We start from the raw sequence: 19,675 nt of genomic DNA, 5'->3' as shown, positions 1-19,675 counted from the left end.
TAAAACCTCACCTACATTAATGTAAACACCACTCTTAACAAAAGCGTAGGTGCGATTTTATATCGCGCTTTACCTTTTAAATAGGGCCAAGCTAAACACCTGTAGGCGCCCAGCTTGCTCGCGCGAAAAGCGTAGCTTTTAAATTGTAAGCCGGAATTTATCTCGCGCTTTTAATTTTAATTTGTAAATATCGCGTTGATGCTGACAACCAAAATATGAATTACTTACTCAAAATACGTGTATTTATTTTCTGAAATTTAAATAAATGCATCCATATTTGGTAGTTGTATTATTTACTCACTCAGCTTATTTGCAGCTTTATTAATTATTTTTATGCACAAATCAATGTGTGCTAATTCATCAGTAGACAAGTTATTTTTAACAGCAGAAACTTTAGCCGTATCAATTGCGGCTAATACAGAGTCAACGGTTTGACTCATAAGTAGTTGCATCCGTGGTAGTGAAATAGCAAATTCATCAGCAAAATCAGCTAACATGTAAGCTGTAATCTCATTAGTAAAATTGCCTGCACTTTGCGAATTATGCTCACCCACTGACATAGCATAACACCTTGATATTTTGGGCTGTAGATAGCCCATATCACGGTCAATGCTTCCCTGCTCAATAATAGCCTCTATATTTACCAAGTCGTAAAACGGCGTAAGCTCTAAACCATTTTTACCAACAAAAAAACTAATGTTTTTGCCATGAGCATCGTAATTACGTACTAAAATATTAAATGTCATCCAACGAATAAGCTGAGCCTCATACGCTTGTACATTCGTTGTTTTAACATTAAATAGTTTTGCAAAAGAAACGCCATCTCGAATATAAATACCATCCCCATCATCACCATGCTGACGCTCATATTTATAAGAAGGAGGTAAATTAGTGGCTTGGCAACCATCAATAATATGACGACGTAATACACGGTTTTGATCTTGTGTAACGCGCCTATCAAAGCGATCTATTACAAATACTCTTACATCTGCATAAGTGCGCAACTCAACATGGGGAACATTGAGCCCCGACTCTTTTGCCAAAAGCATGGTAAAAAGTTCATTTACTGCAATGAAAGGAGCGGTACCTGTTTCAAATTTAAAAATTTTATTAGAACATAGCTCCCCTTCACCAAATCCTAATTTACTATCGATTTCGAGTAGGTTTAGTTTGTCTTGAACGCCAGCAACAGAGAGCCGAGTTCGGCCATCCCAATGAGTAATTGACTCGCCAACTTGTACAAAGCGTTTAAGTTTTTGGCTTAGCTCGTCACTAGGGTCTGTTGTTCTTTCAAGGTTAAATTTGCAGCAGCCTGTTTGGTATTTAGGCAAGGCAGAGCCTATGCAGTGTGGTATTCCCCATAAATGGGCGATAACGTAGCATTAATGCCAAACAGGCGCTGCCCAAAGGGTTCTTCCTAGGAGCTATTTACTCTTTGTTGCTCGGTTTTTACTTAGCCCACTAGGTTGCAAATCTCGCGCCGCGATTAAATAGCTCCTAGTTTGGACAAATTTTAATCCGCAAAGATCAACAGACCCTAGTTACTTCACGAAAAGATGTTTGCTTTAAAGTACTGTTACTTGCTCTAAACGACAAAGCGCCTGACGTTTCCTCGCCAATTACTTTAATCAAACCAAACGTATTATTTTTAGAGATAGTAGTACTACTTATAATTTCATCAAGACCTTTGCCTTCGGGTAATAAGTTTTGTAAATAATTACGCACAGCACGCGAGTCAAAATCACCATTGAGCGGTAAGTGTGGTGAAATAGCAAAACCCTTATTAATCCACTCAGGCTCATAGGTAAATGCAATTTCATTTTCAGAGCCTATATCAAGAGTTATCGCACCTATCTTCTGCGTATGCCCAATAAATACATCTAAGCTATTTTTTTTAATACCACTGCTCATCGCTCACCTCATCCTTGTTATTGTGGTGCGACTCGTCATCACTGACAAGGCTAAACGACAACCCCAAGTATTCCATCACTTTGAGTACATTAAAAAACTGCACATTCACATCACCTTTTTCTATTTTTATCAGCGTAGGCTTTGAAATATTAAGTGCTTGCGATACATCAACCAGCGTAAGCTTCATGCCAGTTCGCTTTGAAGTAATCGCTTTAGCGAGCCGCACCGACGAAAACGGCTTTGATAGATCAGGCATTTCAGTGCGTTTAACAACTCTTCCAAGTGTTTTTTTTGCTGGTAATTCACTCATTAAAGGTCAACTATAGTTTACTTATACAATTTATTTTAGGGTAGCCAATCCAAAAGTCAAATATAACTTACTTTTAAGTTTGAACGTATATTTACTACCCATAAGTAAACCTTAACTTACTTATAGGCAGTAAAATAAAACCCAACTCCATAAGTAAAATATAGGTTACTTATGGAAAGTTAATGACATTTTGAGCTTAATAGCCAAGCTAAACACCTGTAGGCGCCCAGCTTGCTCGCGCGAAAAGCGTAGCTTTTAAACTTTTACCTCATTTAAAATATATGCGCTTTTAAAGGCTTTTTTAACCGCTGAGAATATTCACGATTAAGATTAGGAAATTGCTTATACATCATCGTTTTTAATTGCTTTTCAGATAGCTTATTACAGAGGGATTCTTGCTCAGCAAGCATTATATTCTTAAGTAACACTCTCCCTGCTTGAGTATCCATTAAAAAGTAAATTGCAGCCCAACTGCTTGCATACAACTTACTGATGTCACCTTTTTTCCATGAGTCATCCAAACCCACTAACGAATCAATCAAAAATACACTTTTAGTAATATTGTTATTTTTCGTCCATGAACTATTCGACTCAACACTAGGGCGTGTTGACCTTTGTGGATTGAAATTTGTTCAATCTAGGGGCGATTTAATCGCGGCGCGAGGTTTGTAACCTAGTGGGCTAAGTAAAAACCGAGCAACAAAGAGTTAATCGTCCCTAGAAAGAACCCAAAGGGCAGCGCATGTTTGGCATTTATGCTGCGTTATCGCCTATTTATGGGGAATAACCACACTACATAGGCTCTGCCTTGCCTAAAAACCAAACATACAGCTGCAAAATCAATCACGAAAGGTCAACACGCCCTAGCTGTTTGCATATTATTTTTAGTAAGCTCAAAGTATTCAGCAAACCCCTCATTAAACCATCTAGAGGTGTAACCTAAAACTGCTTTATTAATGGCGTGCACTGCCTCATGTACCGCAGTTCGCATTGCACTGTGTGCATTATCATAATGAATAAAAGCAGAATTACTCGCGTGAAAATACATACCCGCAGTGTTTGTAGAGTCACCACCGCGTTGCTTAATTGCTGCCTCATAAGCACGACGCGTAGGCAATACCGTTAAATTAAGCTTTACCTTTTTAAGTGCATGCACGCCAATAATCTGCCCGTATACTTTAAATACAGTATTAAGTTTTATACGTAACTCTTGGTTAAATGACGAAGGTAAATTAGGCGTATTTAAAGTTAGGTCAAAGTAATCTAACGGTTCAATAAAACCAGTATCGTAAGTTGCTACTGCAAAATCCGGTTTTTTATCACTAAAATGCGGCACACCGTCACTGTCTGTCCACGTAAATATATCGCCATTACGTTTATATTTAACCTTACCCAACGACACATCCACGCAGCGCGTATTGTTAGCTTGCAATAAGTGATTATCGGCAGGTACTGATACACTTTGTAAAGTAGCCGTGCTTATATTTTTGAGCTGTTTAGTTGCTAAAGGTTCAGTAGTTACCTGCGACGATAAACTACTATAAATTCGTTTAACCTCGCCTATAGGATCGTGATAATTAAATACCCGCCCAGTAAAATGATTAGCAATGAGCGCCGATGCAATTAGCAGCACAAAAAATACAAACACCACGCGCAATTTTGTTTTAAACATCTTTATGGGCGCCCTTGCCACTGTGCTTCAAACAACTCTTTTTGCTTACCCCTATATTCGCTACACCATACAAAGTCGGCCGAATTCATCCCTTTCTTACGGCAACGTTTGGGCAATTTATAAAATTTTGACCAAGCATCAAGCTTAGCGGCATCTTTATAGCTATCGCTGTGCAAAGACATGTTTGATACTTTTTGATTGAGTAACCAATTGCTATTAGGCGTACGGGTTGGGGTAGAAGAAGTAGCCTGATAAGCACTACCACTCTTTTTAGGCTTACTGCAGTGATTAGCAAGTAAGGTAAATAGCGTTTTATCGCGCGCAGTTAAACGCTCACCTTCTTTATTACTGTAGCCACTTCTAAATTGAGACCGAATAGCTTCGCGCTGCTTTTTAATGCTATCGCATTGAGCTTGTGTGTAAGCCTCACCAGCTTGAGGAAAAGTTGTAAATACGCTAATAAATACCAGTAAAATCCATTTAATCATTATTCATTCCCTGAATTAAAACTTTAAAATAGTGTACCTATAAATGTGAAAAAACACATCAACATTACTAATCCAAAAAGCAAAATTAAAGCTATGGGTTGAGTTCACCTTGTGTCTTGGTTTTTATAAAACACCTGCAAAGTATAAAACCTCACCTACAATAATTAAACCACCACACTCAACAAAACCGTAGGTAGGATTTTACATCGCGCTTTCTCTTTAGTAACTAGCTCATTCCCCCAATCAACAAGCAAAGCTCACCTAAACACCTGTAGGCGCTCAGCTTGCTCGCGCGAAAAGCGTAGCTTTTAAAATAATTTACAAATATCGCGTTGGCGATGGCAACCAAAGAAAGACAAGCGCCGGTCTCTCTTTGGAATCACACGGCACCCCTCAAGTTCACTTACCCTTAAACAAATAATTAATATGAACGTAAACGCGATGAACGCACATCCATGTGCAAGCATCGCTTTCCTCGAATCCATGAATTACTCATTAATTATGTGTTTGCAGGTGAAGTTGAAGGGGATAATTTCTTAGCATCATCATTTGATTACTCTCTCGGCTAATACTTAACTCACACGTTTGTACTTAATTACTAGTAACTTAGTCGATTAATACTTGTAGCTGTACCGCATTTAAGTAAACTAACTACTCGCAAACAGGGAGTGGTTTTAATGCAGCAAATTGGTATTTACGAGCAGTTAATTACGCAAGTAATTAAGCAAAACTTAAATCGTGATCAATTTTATGTGGGTGAGCGCCAGCTTGAAACGGCCGAAGCCGCAACATGGCTTTCACGCTTTTTAAGTAAGCTTGTTGAGCATGCAATAAATGCCATTCCCAACTCGAACGAGCGCCTACAAGAACAGATTAGCCTAGCTAACAGCCTTGTACTTTGGCTTAAAGATCATATTCGCGATGACGAGCTAATTAACGAAAATCTTATCGACAGCCAAGGCCGAATACTTACCGCGCTATTTAATACCCAAAACCCTATTGCGGCCAACCTCAAAGATTACTCAAGCGATATATTCCCACTCACAGGCCTTACGCAAAGCGAGTTATTTAGCGGTGCTAATGCAGGTATATCGCTCGAAACCGAGCTAAAGCGCGAGATTAAATCGTCCGACACTATTTACTGGCTTGTCTCATTTATAAAATGGACGGGGCTGCGCATTTTTAAAAATGAGCTTGAAGCGTTTACTAAAAGCGGTAATAAACTCAAAGTTATTACTACTTCGTACATGGGCGCAACGGATGCTAAAGCCGTTGAGTTTTTAGCAAACCTACCAAATACCGAAGTAAAGCTAAGTTATAACAATCAGCAAGAACGCCTACATGCTAAATCCTACTTATTTATGCGCAATACGGGTTTTCATACAGGATATATTGGCTCGTCTAACTTATCGCATTCGGCGCTTACCAGCGGCCTTGAATGGAACTTAAAAATTACCGCACAAGAAATCCCGCATATAATAGCTAAAACCAAAAGTACGTTTGAAACCTACTGGGAATCAAAAGACTTCGAGCTATTTACAGGCGCTGTTGAGTGTAAAGAAAAGCTCATTAATTCACTTAACGAGCAACGCGGTGTTGGGCAATCAAGCAGCCAGTTTTATTTTGATATAACACCAAAAACGCATCAGCTCGCTATTTTAGAAAAACTAAGTGCTGAGCGCAGCGTACATAAGCGTTTTAAAAACTTAGTAGTTGCCGCAACCGGCACAGGTAAAACAATAATATCGGCGTTCGACTTTAAAACTGTTTACGATAAAAACCCAAACGCACACTTTTTGTTTGTAGCCCACCGCGAAGAAATACTAAAACAAGCGCAAAGCGCTTACCGTGGCGTGCTTAAAAATAACGACTTTGGCGAGCTGTGGGTAGGTAACTACAAACCACAACGCTATAACCAATTATTTGCATCCATCCAAACGCTTAATAGCCAAATTGAATCGCTTAATTTAACGCATGATTACTACGACTACATAGTAATAGACGAAGTACACCACGTAAGCGCTGCTAGTTATCGCGCAATATTAAACCACTTTACGCCCGCAATATTACTTGGCTTAACCGCTACACCAGAGCGACAAGATGGTGCAAATATACTCGATGATTTTTGCGGGGTAATAGCCGCTGAAATTCGCTTACCAGAGGCAATAAATCAACGCCATTTATGCCCATTTCAATACTTTGGATTGGATGACGACACCGACCTAAGCCAAATGACATGGCGTGGTGGCCGTTACGATATAAGTGAGCTAAGTAACCTTTATACAGGGGAGAACAGCCGCGCTAACAAAATTATATCGAGCCTTGCTGATATCGTAACCAATGTTCAAACCATTAAAGCACTCGCGTTTTGCGTAAGCCAAAAACACGCTGAATTTATGGCTAAAAAGTTTAACTTAGCAGATATAAACGCCGATGTACTCACCAGCAAAAACACCAATGAGCGTGCAGCCAAACAACAAGCACTGCGCCAAGGCGAAATACAAATACTTTGCGTGGTTGATATTTTCAACGAAGGTGTCGATATTCCAGAAGTCGATACTTTACTGTTTTTACGCCCAACTGAAAGCCTAACGCTGTTTTTGCAGCAACTAGGCCGTGGTTTGCGTTTACCCGACAACAGCCAAAAGCAATGCTGTACCGTGCTTGACTTTGTAGGTAATGCTCGCCCAGAATACGACTTTGCCAGTAAATTTCGCGCACTCATTGGTAAAAGCAACCAACCGATAAAAACCGAGATTGAAAACAACTTCCCGCATTTACCGCTGGGTTGCCGTATTGAGCTACAAAAGCATACTCAACAAACAATATTAAAAAATATTCAGCAAGCTATAAACTCTAAACGCCGTTTACAGCAACTTATAAATAGCTATTCGCAACACACTAATGACGCGCTTACGCTAAGCAATTTTTTACGTATAAACCCGCAAGTTACTCTTGAAGATATTTACAAACCAAAAGACAAAAAGATCGGCGGCTGGCATTGGCTAAAAGGCGATGAAATTCCAGTAGAACAAACCGATATTTATGCCGCGTATTACCGCGCAATCAACACCCAATTACTCGGCTGCGACTCGCTCAGTTACTTGTGCTTTTTACGTGATTTATGTAATAACAACTTTAGCTTTATGCCAACAGCACAAAACCAACAGTACGCGCTTATGGCGCATTACAATTTTTGGGATGGCACTGGTAAAAGCTTGGGATTTAAAACGCTTGAACAAAGCTTACAAGCACTTAAACACAAAGAGCTACAGCACGAACTTGCTCAAGTAATTACGCTATTAATAAACCGCATACACCAGCAAGAAAGCGATTTAGCATGCCTATCTAATCACGCAATAAAATTACACAGCCGCTACACACGCCAACAAATACTCGCAGCATTTAGGGCGCACTCGTTTAATAAAAAATCGACCGCTCGCGAAGGCGTTTTAGAATTAAAAAATCAAAACCTAGAGCTGTTATTTGTAACGCTGAATAAATGCGAAAAAACCTACTCGCCCACAACGCTGTATCACGACTACGCAATCAGCCCTACTTTGTTCCATTGGCAAACGCAAAACAGCGCCCGCCCAGAACACGGCCGTGGCCTTAGTTATATTCAGCACCAAAAAACAGGCAAAACCATCCTGTTATTTGTGCGCGAACAAGGCAAAGATGAAAACGGCAGAACTATGGGATTTGTAAACTACGGCGAGGTTAAATACCAACACCACAACGGTAGCCAGCCAATGAATATAACGTGGGAGTTAACCAACCCCATGCCAAGTGAAATGTGGCATGAGGCTGGGAAGTTAGCGGTTGGATGATAAATAAAGCAGACAAAAAATGACTGCTATATTTTAAGTGTGAACATCACTCAATATCGGTTAAAAGTTTTGGGGTACCAAATTGCTTTAGCGAGCCACCCGCCTGCTCAATAACTTTCAACCAAAACAATTTAAGTGAATTAAGGTCTGCTTGAGAAGAATATGCTCGCCCACCGTTTGCGTAGCCGCCACCTATAACAAATACATCTACTTGAGCTAGCGCAGTTGGAGAAACAACTGCTGAATACTTTGCAAATTCATCATCCGCATTAATGGCTCTAATACTGCCTGAAGCATAAAAACTAGAAATATCAGAATTTTCCAACATATCAGATACAAGAATCATTATTCTACGTTGAGTATTATTTTTAATATAAATAGCTGAAGATACATCCAGTATTGATCCCACAAGCTCAGTTTTAGGATAACTTTGATCGCTATCGTGGAATGAAGCTTTCAGTTTTTCATGAACCAGATCAATAGCTTTATTGCTTTGCATCTCCATACATTTATCAAATTTCCCTAATTTTATACGGTTCATTGCATTGCGCTGTTCCTCCTTGAGAGGCTGGTCAAATTCTCCTTCAAATGCAATGTCGGTATAGTGACCTTGTGCATTTGCTGAAAAGGAAACTATTCGAATGCGATCACCAGGACCTAAAAGTTGCTGCACTTGTTTATGGACACTTTTTTTAAGATTTGTATCTAAATTCACTGTCTGATCGACTAAAACAACAACATCTCTAATTGAGGTAGCTGGTTTTAATTCAGTCATATCAGCGTAAGTATAACAAGAAATAATGTCATCTCTATCCGTCTCAGCAAAGGCTAAAGAGCTAGTCATTACTGCTAGCAACATCAATTGCTTAATCATAATTTACCTTCTGCTTTTAATTTTTCAAGAACACGAGCTCTCTGCTCTTCTGGAGTTTCTTGTTTCTTAGCCTGTGCTTCGGCAAGAATCTGCTTTTCTAGTTCTTCATCACTTAACGATTGCTCTTTTGTTTCGGTAAGAATCTGGCTCTCAATCTCTTCATCTGTAGGTTGTTCAATCCGAGAATTAGAGCTCACAGCTTTAAATTCATCCGCCGTAACTTGGCTAGCAGACTTAGAAATAATATCTGAGTGCTCACGCTCTCTCTCAAGCATAGTTTGTGTTTGTCGATTTCGACTTGATAAAGACTGTTCTGACTCTTGCTCTACATACCTAAGGAAAGTTCGGTCAGATGCCTTCTTAAGTAAATCTGATACACTGCTATTCATAGTGCTATCTATAAGCACTTTGGCCATACGAGATTGCAAGTCTCCAAGTGTTTTTTGAGCACGTTGTGATATTCTCTTGCTCTTTGCATCCATTGCAGCTTCATATTGATTTTTTGTGTTGAACTTGTGTGTATTCTTCCAAGCCGACTTTGAATGTTTACCTACAAAACCAAACTTAAAAGAAACCCAAGTAGCGAATGCTTGTAAAACAATAAATAAAATAGCAAGCATACCAAATGTAGCCCAGCTACCTTCTTTTGTTGCCTGACAGATCTCACTTTCACCTTTTCCTACAGCTTCTGCTGAAACTTTCTGAGACTCAAGCGGAGGTGGTGGTGTTGAACTATATAGGTCATCCAAGCTTGTTAAAGCTGCATTTGATGTTGCTGAACTAGGTTGGCACATTGCATCTTGTGTTTGTGCAACTTCGAGTGTTTTAACTCGAACAAAAGTAATGATGATACCTATAGCAATAATTGCGACTAAAGCACCTATTGTAAATGTATGTTTCTTCCTTGGAGAATTAACATCTAACCGATTAAGCCGTTGCTTATATTTTGGTCCATTTTCATCAGTAAAATTGTCAATTTCGTAGTCAAAATCGATATCATCTAAAGTTCTAGGTCTACTTTCTGTATCATCAACTTGCCAGTTATTACGTATACGACCAAGAATGCCGTTACGATAAAGCTCATGACCCATCATATGAGTCAAAAATGCAAGAATAACTGCAAAAGCAATTGCCACAATCCAAGTCATTGTAACTCGTGTATTTTCAGATGCGCTTAAGTCAATGAAACCAGCCATTGTGTAGCTAAAACCCCAAGCTTCTAAAACGAGAACTGCAAACAAGCCAAGCATCAATAATGTACCTAAGGGCTTCCTCCCTGATTCACCTACAATTGATAAATATTTTTTACTAGATTCGTAATAATCTCCATCTTTATGAATTTGAGAGTACAATTCACCATAGTCTTGACAGACAACTGTTTCTGAATGAAACCAGCGTCCGGCAGTATCTGGGTTTTTAGCCAGTGAACGTAATTTACTAAATAAAAAGTTATGATATTTAAATCCTTTCCACCACAAACTAACAGCATCCCAGTTGGTGTATGCAATGTACGCAAAAATAGAAAGCGTAGCAGCGATAACAATAAGAATATCGCGATAAGTTTGTAATACACTGAATAAGTCCATCGTTTTATCCTTTTACTAAATTCATGTTGAATGCTTTTGCCATTAATTCATTATTTTCTTGATAAATAACAGCACTAGCTTGTGTCTGAGTAGAACCATTGGTACTAAATACCACATCACTACAGCGCATTAGTGCATTATCATCCTGAGCAAACATACGAACTAAAACAGTTCCGTCTCCACGGTATGTTTCTACACTTACAGGGTATTTAAGATCAGCCTTAGTTGCGCTGCCATCATATTGTTTATAGAAACTGAAATATGGTTTATGCGTAGGGTTAAGATTATTCTTTTCTATACCGATAGGACCAAGTGTTATTGCTGTAGAACCAGCCATACCGTACCATGCAGTTCCAAAAAGATTACTAATACTGTCTGCAACTTTAGCTTTCTGAATAGGCCTTCCGTTATATGGTTTAAGTGAAGATTGAACAACTGGTGCCGCATAGGCACAACTTCCCATAAATTCGGAATCGTCAGCATTTGCAGCTGTAAAAAAAGTCATAAACGACTCTTCTTCTCTTTCACCCAAAGCTGTTATCACATAACTCTTATCAAACTCTTCAAGTTTAACTCCCTGTAACCCAAGGCTTGTAGAGTGCTGATTATTACTTACAGACACGGTGGGGGTAGGTAGTGATTTTTTAGTTTTAACTTTAACAGGAAGGTCATTTATTACATTTTCAATACGTGTTTTCTTTGCACTTGCAACTTGGATAACCTGCTCATCTGATACAGTATTCGCTTGAGCCGACTCGCCGGTTGTATCTATGAGCACGTCTATTATTTCAAAGCGACGATTTTTGCTTTTTCCTTCATTCGTTAAGTTACTCGCTACAGGTTGTGACTCGCCCACACCTTCAAAAAACAGACGGTTCTCATTTACGCCAGCATTTACAAGTTCATTAGCAATAAATTTTGCGCGCTTTTCTGATAAGCGTTGGTTAAACGCTGCAGACCCTGAACTGTCTGTATGCCCAACAACATATAGTTTTGAAGCTGGATCAAGTGATTTTACATAACCTTTGAGAAATTTTTGTAAGTTTGCAAGTTGTTCAGAATCTGTTATTTGGGCTTTTCCTGAGTCGAACATTGGCTTTTCGGTGGATAATGAAAGCTGAGACGCTATCACGTTTTCAGTGGCGTTTTCTGAAAAGCTAGCCCCATTAGCTTCGTTATTAGAGATACGCTCAAATTCTGGTTTTAATGAGCTTTCCTCTGCAAGTTTGGCTAACTCCTCTTCTCTTTTATCTAAATAGTAGCCTGCGCCACATCCAGCAATAAAACCTACCCCTGCGCCCATGACTGCTTTTTTTGGATCGCCTGTTACCAAAAAAGTACCTAACGCACCAACTACAGCCCCACCAACACACCCTATAGTTGTGTTAGATATATTATTTGTAGCAGCACAACCGCTTAGTACTAACGGAGCTGCAAGCACTAAGGCAGCAGTTCTATGGATTTTTTTACATTTCATTTTTTATTTTCCTTTTTGAAATGATTACTTTTAATTTATACAACGCAAAAATAAACTGCAATTTAAAGCTTTGCCTGGAAGCTGCGCACCTAAAAATGATCAAATTACTCTGGTACTATTTGTTTAAACCGTGCGAACGTTCGCATGTTTTCATCTGCAATCATTACTTCGTAATCTGGATTTTGAGCAATTAGCTCGTATTGCCCATTCGATAGTTTATTAACTTTGCGCAATAAGTACTGGTCATCTCCGCCTATATCATCTCGCTCTATCGCGACAATTTGGCCACGTAACGATCCGGCTTTATCGGATGTTATAAGCTCAAGTAGCAGTAAATCGCCATCGTAAATTGGGTTTTTACCACCGTTCATAGAGTTGCCCGATGCGCGTGCTAAAAAATGCACGTTTGGATCAAGCTTGCCCGCGCCAAATGGTGCGTCCATTAATTCCATATCGCTTTCATCCCCTGTTTTAAAATGTCCGCAGGCAATTTTAATATTGGGGAAGTACGGTAGTTTTAATGCGTTATCTTGCTCTTTTACTGTATCTGCAAGATCTTTAAACTCTAACTGAGTTACATTGTCAGCTTTTTGCTCTGTATTTTGTTTCGTGGTTGGCGTTTTAACTTTTAGTCGCTGGCTGTATTTAGCTAAGGTGTATTCAACCAGCTCTAACACGGCGCTGTTTAGTAATTCGCGTTTTTCTGCGGTTACGTCAAACATGGCTTTTACGGTGTCGTTTTGTAAGGTAAACCATTGAGTGCCGTCTTTATTTTTATTGGTGTAGGCTTTAATTGGATTTTTACGCCAGTAGCTTTGCCATGTTTGGGAATCTGCAGCTGCTTGCTGTTCTTTAATAGGTAAATCGTGTTGCTTTAAATTTGGATGGCGCGCGAGTACCTTTGCGCTCATGGCTGCAAGTTCTGCAACTGTTGGGGATTTAGCAAAGCCATTTAAAGCGACATAAGCTTCAAGCAAAATAGCTTTGAAGCATTTGGTCATACTGGTTGTTTGTATGCCTTTATGTAAAAAGTCGTAAAACGGCGCTAATTGCTCAGCACTTTGCTGTGCTTCGTCATCAATGTTTTGTGTTTTAGCAATTAGCTCAAACCAACTAGTATAGTTGCTGTTTATCTTTTTTATATCGCCGTAGTGGTAGTAAAACTCACTTAATGTGGGTAAATGCCCAAGTTGTTCAGCCAGTTGCATTATATCTTCTAACGCTGTGGTGCGTTGTGATTTAGCAAGTTGTTGCCAAAAGTCGGTAACTTTTAAATCAATATTTATAAAGCAGCCATCAGCAAGGTTTGGTTTTTTAAGCTTTTTAACTACACCAGTTGGCGTGGTTTCATGAAGTAGCGCATAAGGTTTATTTAAAAAGCTGTGGTGGTTACCAATAAAATCGAGCACCACTAAATGTGTTTTACCTTCGAGGGTGCGTAAACCCCGCCCTAATTGCTGTAAAAAGAGTATTTTAGAGTCGCTTGGGCGCAACATTAATATGGTATCAATGCTTGGTAAATCAGTCCCCTCGTTAAACAAATCAACGGTAAATAATACTTCAACTTGACGCTGTTCTAATTGTTTTAGTGCATCATTACGGCGTACTTTTGACTGGTTATGTACAGATAGCGCTTTTACACCCGCATTATTAAATGCAGCCGCCATATAATCAGCATGTTTAGTAGATATACAAAAACCTAATGTGCGCTGCTGTTTGTATTGCTGCCACTGTAAAAGTGCGTGGTCTGCCCGTTTTTCGGTTGCAAATTTGTTTTCAAGTGCTGTTGGATCAAATCGGCCATTACGCCACGGAATAGCTTGGTAGTTTACGTTTTCATCCCAAATACCGTAGTAATGAAATGGAACTAACGTTTTTTGGTCTATCCCCTGCGTTAAGTTACGCTCAAATACTAGGTTGTTGTCGCATAACCCTAAAATATCAGCTTGGTCGGTACGCTCTGGTGTAGCTGTTAAACCCAGTAAAAACTTGGGTTCAAAGTAGTTTAAAAGCTGGCGATATACGCGCGCACTTGCATGATGAAATTCGTCAACAATAATGTAATCAAATGCTGTTGGTGCAAACTGCTTTAAGTGATTACTTCGGCCAATGGTTTGAATAGAGGCAAATAAACACTCAGCGTTTTTGTCTCGCTGTTTACCGTTATAAAACCCAGTAGATAGAGTAAGTAATTCAGAAAAAGTACGCTGTGCTTGCAAAAGTATTTCTTCGCGATGCGCTACAAATAAAACGCGTTTAGCTTTGAATTGTTTTACATCAAATGCACTTAACCATGTTTTACCCATGCCCGTTGCTAATACCACTAAACCACGTTTAAAACCCTCTGTACGGGTTTGCGCTAGGGCATTAAGCGCTTCAATTTGAGCTGGCCTTGGTGTTTTAGCTTCATTCTTTTCAATAACTTGCTCAGCTGTATCAGCGTGGTTTACCGATACAAACTGCTGTGTTTTACGCCTAGTAATGTAGCTATTTATCCATTCATGGCTTAAATGGGTAACAAATTCGTGATTAAAAATATTTTCAAAAGCTGTGCGAATACTTAAAAACTGCTTTGCTGCTTGGCTTGTTTTTGGTTGTGTATAATCGTGTCTAAAATTCCACTCATGACCTTTGGTTAATGCGCTGGCACTAATATTACTTGAGCCAATAAAGGCACAGCCATCAGTAATCTCTTTTTGGTCGTTTGTTTTTATAAAAATATACGACTTCATATGAAAACTTTGATTACTGTGCGTTTGGTAAATACGCACATCGGCTCCACGATCTACTAATGCCATAAGTTCTCTCAACGCATTAGGGTGAGTAATATCAAGGTAGTCTGAGGTAAGTAGTTTGAGCGTTGCGCCGCTTTGTAAAGCTTCGCTTAGGGGGTCGAACAACAGTGCTAAGCCACTTGGCTGAATAAATGAAACTGTAATTTCAATCTCAGTGGCATTGTTTATGGCATGTACAAGGTTGGGTAATAACGGATCATTATCACCCGTAATAAGCTGTCGGTTATTATTCTGCAGGTGTTGATGTTCGCTAAAACTATTCACTTATAATTTCGCTTTGCTATGCGTTAACAAGGCATTTAACCATACTTCGCTTTCGCGCCCTGGGCGCTGATCAACACTTTGCCAGTGCTTCATTATGCTCAATTGCGTGTGCTGATTGATTAAATCACTTAATAATTGCTCGGTTAAATCGGTAAATTCACGACCATTATGCACACGTTCTGTATCGCCATATTTAAACGATATATACAAAACGCCATTCGGTTTAAGCGCATTTTGTAGGTTTAAAAACACCTGCGGTAACTCAGCCTTTGGAACGTGCAATAAACTAGCGCAGCACCAAATCCCGTCGTATTGATTTACACTATTTAGCTCTTGGAATGTTTTAACCGCCACAGGTTGCTGTAAGTAACTGCTTGCCAACTCTGCCAGCTCTGGGCTTGCATCAAACGCACTTACAGTGAAACCCTGCGCTTTAAAAAATGCGGCATCGCGCGCACTGCCACAACCGGCATCTAAAATACTCCCGCGTTGTGCAACGTGCGGTAAAAACTCAGCATAAAGCGCCGACATATCAACGTTAAGTGTTGAGTCGCTAAAAGCTTTGGCGTTTTGGTTGTAATAAGTAAGTGTGGTGTTTGACACGAGACTCACCGCTCCTTGGCTAATCGTTTAACAGCTAAGGCGCTGTTAATACTGCATTCATTATTTGTTTAATCTACAGGAACAAGCGCATTAAATATAGGCTTAATAAGTAGAAATTTTTAAATTAATACGCCGTTGTTATTAAGCACTGATGCTGAGTGATACATACGCAGTATAAAATTTAAAATGCAATACAAACGCCCTTATCTGTGTTCCTCTAGTGTGTTGTCAGATTCCAAGGGCGCTTGCAATCCTTAGTAACGAGATATTAAGCCGCCTCTCATTAAAAATCTCTGCTCTAAAACACCAACAAACAAATTACCAATAACTTTTAAATCATCACTTTTATTTGCAAACAAGCCAAATACCGCTAAAATAATCATTAACACCTTAATGACCGAGTAGGCACTCATTAATGAGATCGGAACAAGCTTTAAAAATGGCGCAGCGATTAGGGGATTTAATACGCCAGCACCGCACTTTGCATTACACGCAAAGCACCTTTGCAAAAATGATTGGTGTGTCGCGCTCTACTGTGCAAAAACTTGAGCAAGGCGAGACAGTTAAAAGCGATATTTTATTTGAAGCTTTAGTCGTGTTGCAATTACAAGGATCGCTCCTTGATGAAATTAATGAATTAGCCGCCGATGTAGGTGGCTACAATGCACGGCAACGTAAAACCAATAAAGCGCAGGTTATTAACGATGACTTCTGAATGTTATGTGTTTATTGACGGGTTTGAAATTTATTATTTCAAGTATGGCGCTTTACGAACACAAGCGACATTGATGCTGCACGCTTAACAAGCGTGATTTCTACTATTGAATAAAAAACTCAAAAAGCGGTTATGCACTTCAAAATTGAATCTGCGTTATGTTTAGCGCGATATAAATCACGCTAAACGTTTTTTGTTACTTTTTTCTTAGCCAAAAAAGACTCGCAGGCACCGAAATCCACGCCTGCTTACCTAACGAATCAAGGTAAACAGCTACTTCTTCTTTACTGCCTGGGCTGAAATATGACGGCTGTTGTTCTTTTAGTTTTTCTTGTCCGGTGAGTATTTTGCTAAAGTGTTTATTTTGCTGCTGGAGCATTTTTTTGTATTCGTTAGCGGGTTTTGAATCACCATGCATTACAAAAGCACTTAGCGCACGGCTTGCTGTTGTGTGTAGTTCTTGAAAATCAAAGTCGGCCAATAGCGCTTCTAACTTTTCCCATTGTTTATTAATAATTAGGCAGTTCATTAATAAAAAGCGGTTTGCTTGATTGTCGTTTGGGTTTAGCTTTAATAACTCTTCGAGTTCTGATTGCGCTTTTTGGGTATAACCATGCAGTGCGTGTATTTTTGCTCGATGCGCGCGAAGCATCATATAAGGTCGGGTTTCGTGCAAACCCCAAAAGTACCCGGTGTTGTCTTTAATAAACTGCTTTGTTATGAGCCCACTTTCCATTATTTCTAAAAGCATTTGCATTGGCTCAAGTGCTTTTAGCTCGGTATCGGCAAGTACTAGTTCAAGTAGTTCATCAAATTCATCTAATTCATTTGGCTCTTCGTCTAAAAAGTGGTTGTTAAATTCGGCTTCGTTTTCATCAAATACTGCTCGCTCGTTACTAAATCGAAGTTCAAAAATAGCGTCGGCCATAAAATAAACATAATTACGTTTATATTCTTGGGCGTTGTATTGGGCAAATTCACCAAACTCTTTTGCGGCGATTTTGGGGCTTGTAAATGCTTTTAACACTGTAGTAAAGCTGTTTATAGAACGTTTTTGCTCTGTATTGAGCATGCGTTTATTTATATTTTTAAGCGCCTGTAAAACCCCTTTACAGTAATTTGGTAGGGGCATATTCGGCTTTAGTGACTCACGGTAGTCTTGTTTAGATAGGCTGCATTTTGCTGGCATTTTTAATTCGTTTTGAATTATTTTATCCATGCTTTGGTTATACAGAGCCATTAAGCTTTCGAGGTATTTTAGCTCAGTCTCGTTTTGAATATTAAACTCTCCAAATAGATCTGGGTGCCACTCACTGGGAACAAGTAGTTGAGGTAATACACCTAATCCCATTAAGTAGCCTTGGATAAAGTAATAATCTGGTTTTTTAGTGCTTAATTCACTGAGTTTTATAACATCACTGCGTATTTTGGCTGGTGACATAACGTGCCCTGCTATGTATAAATTTATTATTAGTGTACCCATAGATAAAGCTACCAACAACGCTAGTTTAGTTGTTTTATCCTAAAAATGAATTTTTAACGGAATATTTACAAATTTAACAAGCCCGCGCCGCTAAAATACAAAAGCTGGTTTATACTGTTGTAATAATAAGCAAAAATAATAACTATGAGGCGCAATGAATAAATTAATTACTGTATTTTTATGTTTGCTGTTTACGGCTCCGTTTAATGTGTTTGCTTGTGAGAGAACCTTTAGCGTGGCATCGCACGATGCTTTTTGGCCACCTTATGTAATGGGTATTAACGGTAAACTGCAAGGCTCGGAGGTTGATGCGCTTAACATTATATTTGCTGACTCCCCTTTTTGTTTTGAAGTTAAGTTACTACCAAATTCTAAGCGGGCTTTTATTGAGCTTAAATACGGCCGTATTGATTTAGGATGGGCAGCAAGTTATACCGATAAACGCGCTAAATATGTGCACTTTAGTGATACCTACCGAACTGAAGTTATGCGTTTGTACGAAAATACAAACAATCAGCATAACGTTAAAAACCTCGAAGATATTTTTAAACAAGGCCTTACCGTGGGCGCTAACTTTGGAAGCTATTACGGCGAGGAATTTGAGCAATATAAAACTAAATATAAAAAGCAGATTGAATACACTAGTGCAACTAGTAAGCGCTTTGAAATGCTTAATAAACAACGTATTGATTTTGCTATTGAAGACGAGTTAGTGGGGGCTTATTTTGGCAAAAAAGGCTCAAATATAAAATTAGTAACCAATATTGAGTATGTAAACAAGGACGACATTTATTTAATGTTTAGCAAACAAACGGTGTCGGTTACTGAGCTTGCGGTAATTAATGAATATATAAACAAAAATAAAACAGCACTTAAAGCGTTGTTTGAACACTAATTTAAGGAGTGTAATGAAAACTTTATTTTTAGCATTTACTACACTGCTATTTACTCACTTTAATGCCCTTGCGTGTTCAAAAACATTAGTAATGGGCACTAACGAAACTAATTGGCCGCCTTACCTTGTTAAGCAAGGTGATACATTTTTAGGCGCAGAAGTGGATGCTGCAAACGCTATTTTTAAAGATTCAAAATTTTGTATTAAATGGACTTATTTTCCGAGTTTTTCACGTGTTCAAGCTGAGCTTAAAAATGGCCGAGTAGATATGACCTACGCGGCAAGTTATACAGAACAACGCGCTCAATATGCGCATTTTAGCTTGCCTTACCGCGACGAGGTTATGCGGCTTTATAAACATAAAGATACGCCTGATGTAACAAGCTTAGCTGAGCTTTTTAGTAAAAAGTTTACAGCTGGTATTAACCGTGGGAGCTTTTTTGGTAACGAGCTTGAACAGTTAAAAACTAAGTATCCAACACAGGTGGTGCTTACTGCTCAAGCAAATAATCGATTTAGTATGTTAGATAAAAAACGAATTGACTATGTTATTGAAGACTCTGCTGTTGCACAGTACTTTGTAAAAAAACATCCCTCAATTACGCAGGTAAAGTCTATTACACCGATTAACGTTAACAACGTACATTTTATGCTAAGTAAAGAGTCGCTAACTCTTGATGACGTGGCAACCGTTAATCAATTAATTACTAAAAATGCAGCCGCTATAAAGTTAATTTATCAACCTGTGCATTAAAGCATGGGTAATAACTTA

Annotated in this window: 16 protein-coding genes and 1 pseudogene; 4 read left to right on the top strand and 13 right to left on the bottom strand. The window is 39.0% G+C overall.

What is annotated here, in order from left to right; translation table 11 throughout:
- Nucleotides 1–293: 293 nt before the first annotated feature.
- From I6E85_RS12020 to I6E85_RS11995, 6 genes and pseudogenes are all read right to left on the bottom strand, one after another.
- A pseudogene (locus I6E85_RS12020) lies at nt 294–1,274 on the bottom strand (HipA domain-containing protein); the annotation flags it as partial.
- Between the two features lie 253 nt (nt 1,275–1,527).
- Nucleotides 1,528–1,911 (bottom strand): HipA N-terminal domain-containing protein, encoded by a 384-nt coding sequence (locus I6E85_RS12015; protein WP_231621052.1) that lies wholly within the window; start codon nt 1,909–1,911, stop codon nt 1,528–1,530.
- On the bottom strand, nt 1,895–2,221 hold the full coding sequence (locus tag I6E85_RS12010; protein WP_029753647.1) for a helix-turn-helix domain-containing protein: 327 nt from the start codon (nt 2,219–2,221) through the stop codon (nt 1,895–1,897). The genes I6E85_RS12015 and I6E85_RS12010 overlap by 17 nt, the downstream gene beginning before the upstream one ends.
- Nucleotides 2,222–2,493: 272 nt before the next feature.
- The gene (locus tag I6E85_RS12005) at nt 2,494–2,763 is read right to left on the bottom strand and encodes a hypothetical protein (protein ID WP_029769920.1); all 270 of its coding nucleotides are present in this window, start codon (nt 2,761–2,763) and stop codon (nt 2,494–2,496) included.
- 311 nt (nt 2,764–3,074) lie between these two features.
- Complete coding sequence (locus tag I6E85_RS12000) at nt 3,075–3,893, bottom strand: hypothetical protein (RefSeq protein ID WP_231388447.1); 819 nt, start codon at nt 3,891–3,893, stop codon at nt 3,075–3,077.
- A gap of 2 nt (nt 3,894–3,895) precedes the next feature.
- Nucleotides 3,896–4,381 carry a hypothetical protein gene (locus I6E85_RS11995; RefSeq protein WP_024591155.1) on the bottom strand — a complete coding sequence of 162 codons (486 nt, stop codon included), beginning with the start codon at nt 4,379–4,381 and terminating at the stop codon, nt 3,896–3,898.
- Nucleotides 4,382–5,058: 677 nt separating this feature from the next.
- Between I6E85_RS11995 and I6E85_RS11990 the strand changes: the two genes are divergently transcribed.
- Complete coding sequence (locus I6E85_RS11990) at nt 5,059–8,211, top strand: DUF3427 domain-containing protein (RefSeq protein ID WP_024591154.1); 3,153 nt, start codon at nt 5,059–5,061, stop codon at nt 8,209–8,211.
- A gap of 46 nt (nt 8,212–8,257) precedes the next feature.
- On the opposite strand, the gene I6E85_RS11985 is transcribed toward I6E85_RS11990, so the two are convergent.
- From I6E85_RS11985 to I6E85_RS21165, 6 genes are all read right to left on the bottom strand, one after another.
- Entirely contained in the window at nt 8,258–9,085 is an 828-nt protein-coding gene (locus I6E85_RS11985) for a hypothetical protein (protein WP_024591153.1), read from the bottom strand.
- Nucleotides 9,082–10,671: a hypothetical protein gene (locus tag I6E85_RS11980; RefSeq protein WP_024591152.1), complete on the bottom strand. Its 1,590-nt coding sequence runs from the start codon at nt 10,669–10,671 to the stop codon at nt 9,082–9,084. Before I6E85_RS11980 ends, I6E85_RS11985 begins: the two co-directional genes overlap by 4 nt.
- Nucleotides 10,672–10,675: 4 nt before the next feature.
- On the bottom strand, nt 10,676–12,148 hold the full coding sequence (locus tag I6E85_RS11975) for an OmpA family protein (protein WP_024591151.1): 1,473 nt from the start codon (nt 12,146–12,148) through the stop codon (nt 10,676–10,678).
- 104 nt (nt 12,149–12,252) lie between these two features.
- Nucleotides 12,253–15,207 (bottom strand): DEAD/DEAH box helicase family protein, encoded by a 2,955-nt coding sequence (locus tag I6E85_RS11970; RefSeq protein WP_024591150.1) that lies wholly within the window; start codon nt 15,205–15,207, stop codon nt 12,253–12,255.
- A complete protein-coding gene (locus I6E85_RS11965; RefSeq protein ID WP_024591149.1) occupies nt 15,208–15,810 on the bottom strand; it encodes a bifunctional 2-polyprenyl-6-hydroxyphenol methylase/3-demethylubiquinol 3-O-methyltransferase UbiG in 603 nt (200 codons plus the stop codon).
- Between the two features lie 254 nt (nt 15,811–16,064).
- A complete protein-coding gene (locus tag I6E85_RS21165; protein WP_269208791.1) occupies nt 16,065–16,193 on the bottom strand; it encodes a hypothetical protein in 129 nt (42 codons plus the stop codon).
- 32 nt (nt 16,194–16,225) lie between these two features.
- Here I6E85_RS21165 and I6E85_RS11960 point away from each other — a divergent pair, with 32 nt between their 5' ends.
- Nucleotides 16,226–16,525 carry a helix-turn-helix transcriptional regulator gene (locus tag I6E85_RS11960; RefSeq protein ID WP_024591148.1) on the top strand — a complete coding sequence of 100 codons (300 nt, stop codon included), beginning with the start codon at nt 16,226–16,228 and terminating at the stop codon, nt 16,523–16,525.
- Between the two features lie 196 nt (nt 16,526–16,721).
- Here the strand turns inward: I6E85_RS11960 and I6E85_RS11955 are convergent, their stop codons facing one another.
- On the bottom strand, nt 16,722–17,966 hold the full coding sequence (locus tag I6E85_RS11955) for a UPF0149 family protein (protein ID WP_024591147.1): 1,245 nt from the start codon (nt 17,964–17,966) through the stop codon (nt 16,722–16,724).
- 196 nt (nt 17,967–18,162) lie between these two features.
- On the opposite strand from I6E85_RS11955, the gene I6E85_RS11950 reads away from it, so the two are divergent.
- Entirely contained in the window at nt 18,163–18,903 is a 741-nt protein-coding gene (locus I6E85_RS11950; protein ID WP_024591146.1) for an ABC transporter substrate-binding protein, read from the top strand.
- A gap of 13 nt (nt 18,904–18,916) precedes the next feature.
- On the top strand, nt 18,917–19,657 hold the full coding sequence (locus I6E85_RS11945) for an ABC transporter substrate-binding protein (RefSeq protein WP_024591145.1): 741 nt from the start codon (nt 18,917–18,919) through the stop codon (nt 19,655–19,657).
- Nucleotides 19,658–19,675 lie beyond the last annotated feature (18 nt).

The organism is Pseudoalteromonas sp. NZS71 (assembly GCF_015864715.1).
GTDB classification, from domain to species: Bacteria; Pseudomonadota; Gammaproteobacteria; order Enterobacterales; family Alteromonadaceae; genus Pseudoalteromonas; species Pseudoalteromonas arctica.
This window is presented reverse-complemented; position numbering and strand designations above follow the sequence as displayed.

Excerpts from the sequence above, each read along its gene's own strand:
- I6E85_RS12015 (WP_231621052.1), bottom strand. The coding sequence starts at position 1,911 with ATGAGCAGTGGTATTAAAAAAAATAGCTTAGATGTATTTATTGGGCAT.
- I6E85_RS12010 (WP_029753647.1), bottom strand. The coding sequence starts at position 2,221 with ATGAGTGAATTACCAGCAAAAAAAACACTTGGAAGAGTTGTTAAACGC.
- I6E85_RS12000 (WP_231388447.1), bottom strand. The coding sequence starts at position 3,893 with ATGTTTAAAACAAAATTGCGCGTGGTGTTTGTATTTTTTGTGCTGCTA.
- I6E85_RS11995 (WP_024591155.1), bottom strand. The coding sequence starts at position 4,381 with ATGATTAAATGGATTTTACTGGTATTTATTAGCGTATTTACAACTTTT.
- I6E85_RS11990 (WP_024591154.1), top strand. The coding sequence starts at position 5,059 with ATGCAGCAAATTGGTATTTACGAGCAGTTAATTACGCAAGTAATTAAG.
- I6E85_RS11985 (WP_024591153.1), bottom strand. The coding sequence starts at position 9,085 with ATGATTAAGCAATTGATGTTGCTAGCAGTAATGACTAGCTCTTTAGCC.
- I6E85_RS11980 (WP_024591152.1), bottom strand. The coding sequence starts at position 10,671 with ATGGACTTATTCAGTGTATTACAAACTTATCGCGATATTCTTATTGTT.
- I6E85_RS11975 (WP_024591151.1), bottom strand. The coding sequence starts at position 12,148 with ATGAAATGTAAAAAAATCCATAGAACTGCTGCCTTAGTGCTTGCAGCT.
- I6E85_RS21165 (WP_269208791.1), bottom strand. The coding sequence starts at position 16,193 with ATGATTATTTTAGCGGTATTTGGCTTGTTTGCAAATAAAAGTGATGAT.
- I6E85_RS11960 (WP_024591148.1), top strand. The coding sequence starts at position 16,226 with ATGAGATCGGAACAAGCTTTAAAAATGGCGCAGCGATTAGGGGATTTA.
- I6E85_RS11955 (WP_024591147.1), bottom strand. The coding sequence starts at position 17,966 with ATGTCACCAGCCAAAATACGCAGTGATGTTATAAAACTCAGTGAATTA.
- I6E85_RS11950 (WP_024591146.1), top strand. The coding sequence starts at position 18,163 with ATGAATAAATTAATTACTGTATTTTTATGTTTGCTGTTTACGGCTCCG.
- I6E85_RS11945 (WP_024591145.1), top strand. The coding sequence starts at position 18,917 with ATGAAAACTTTATTTTTAGCATTTACTACACTGCTATTTACTCACTTT.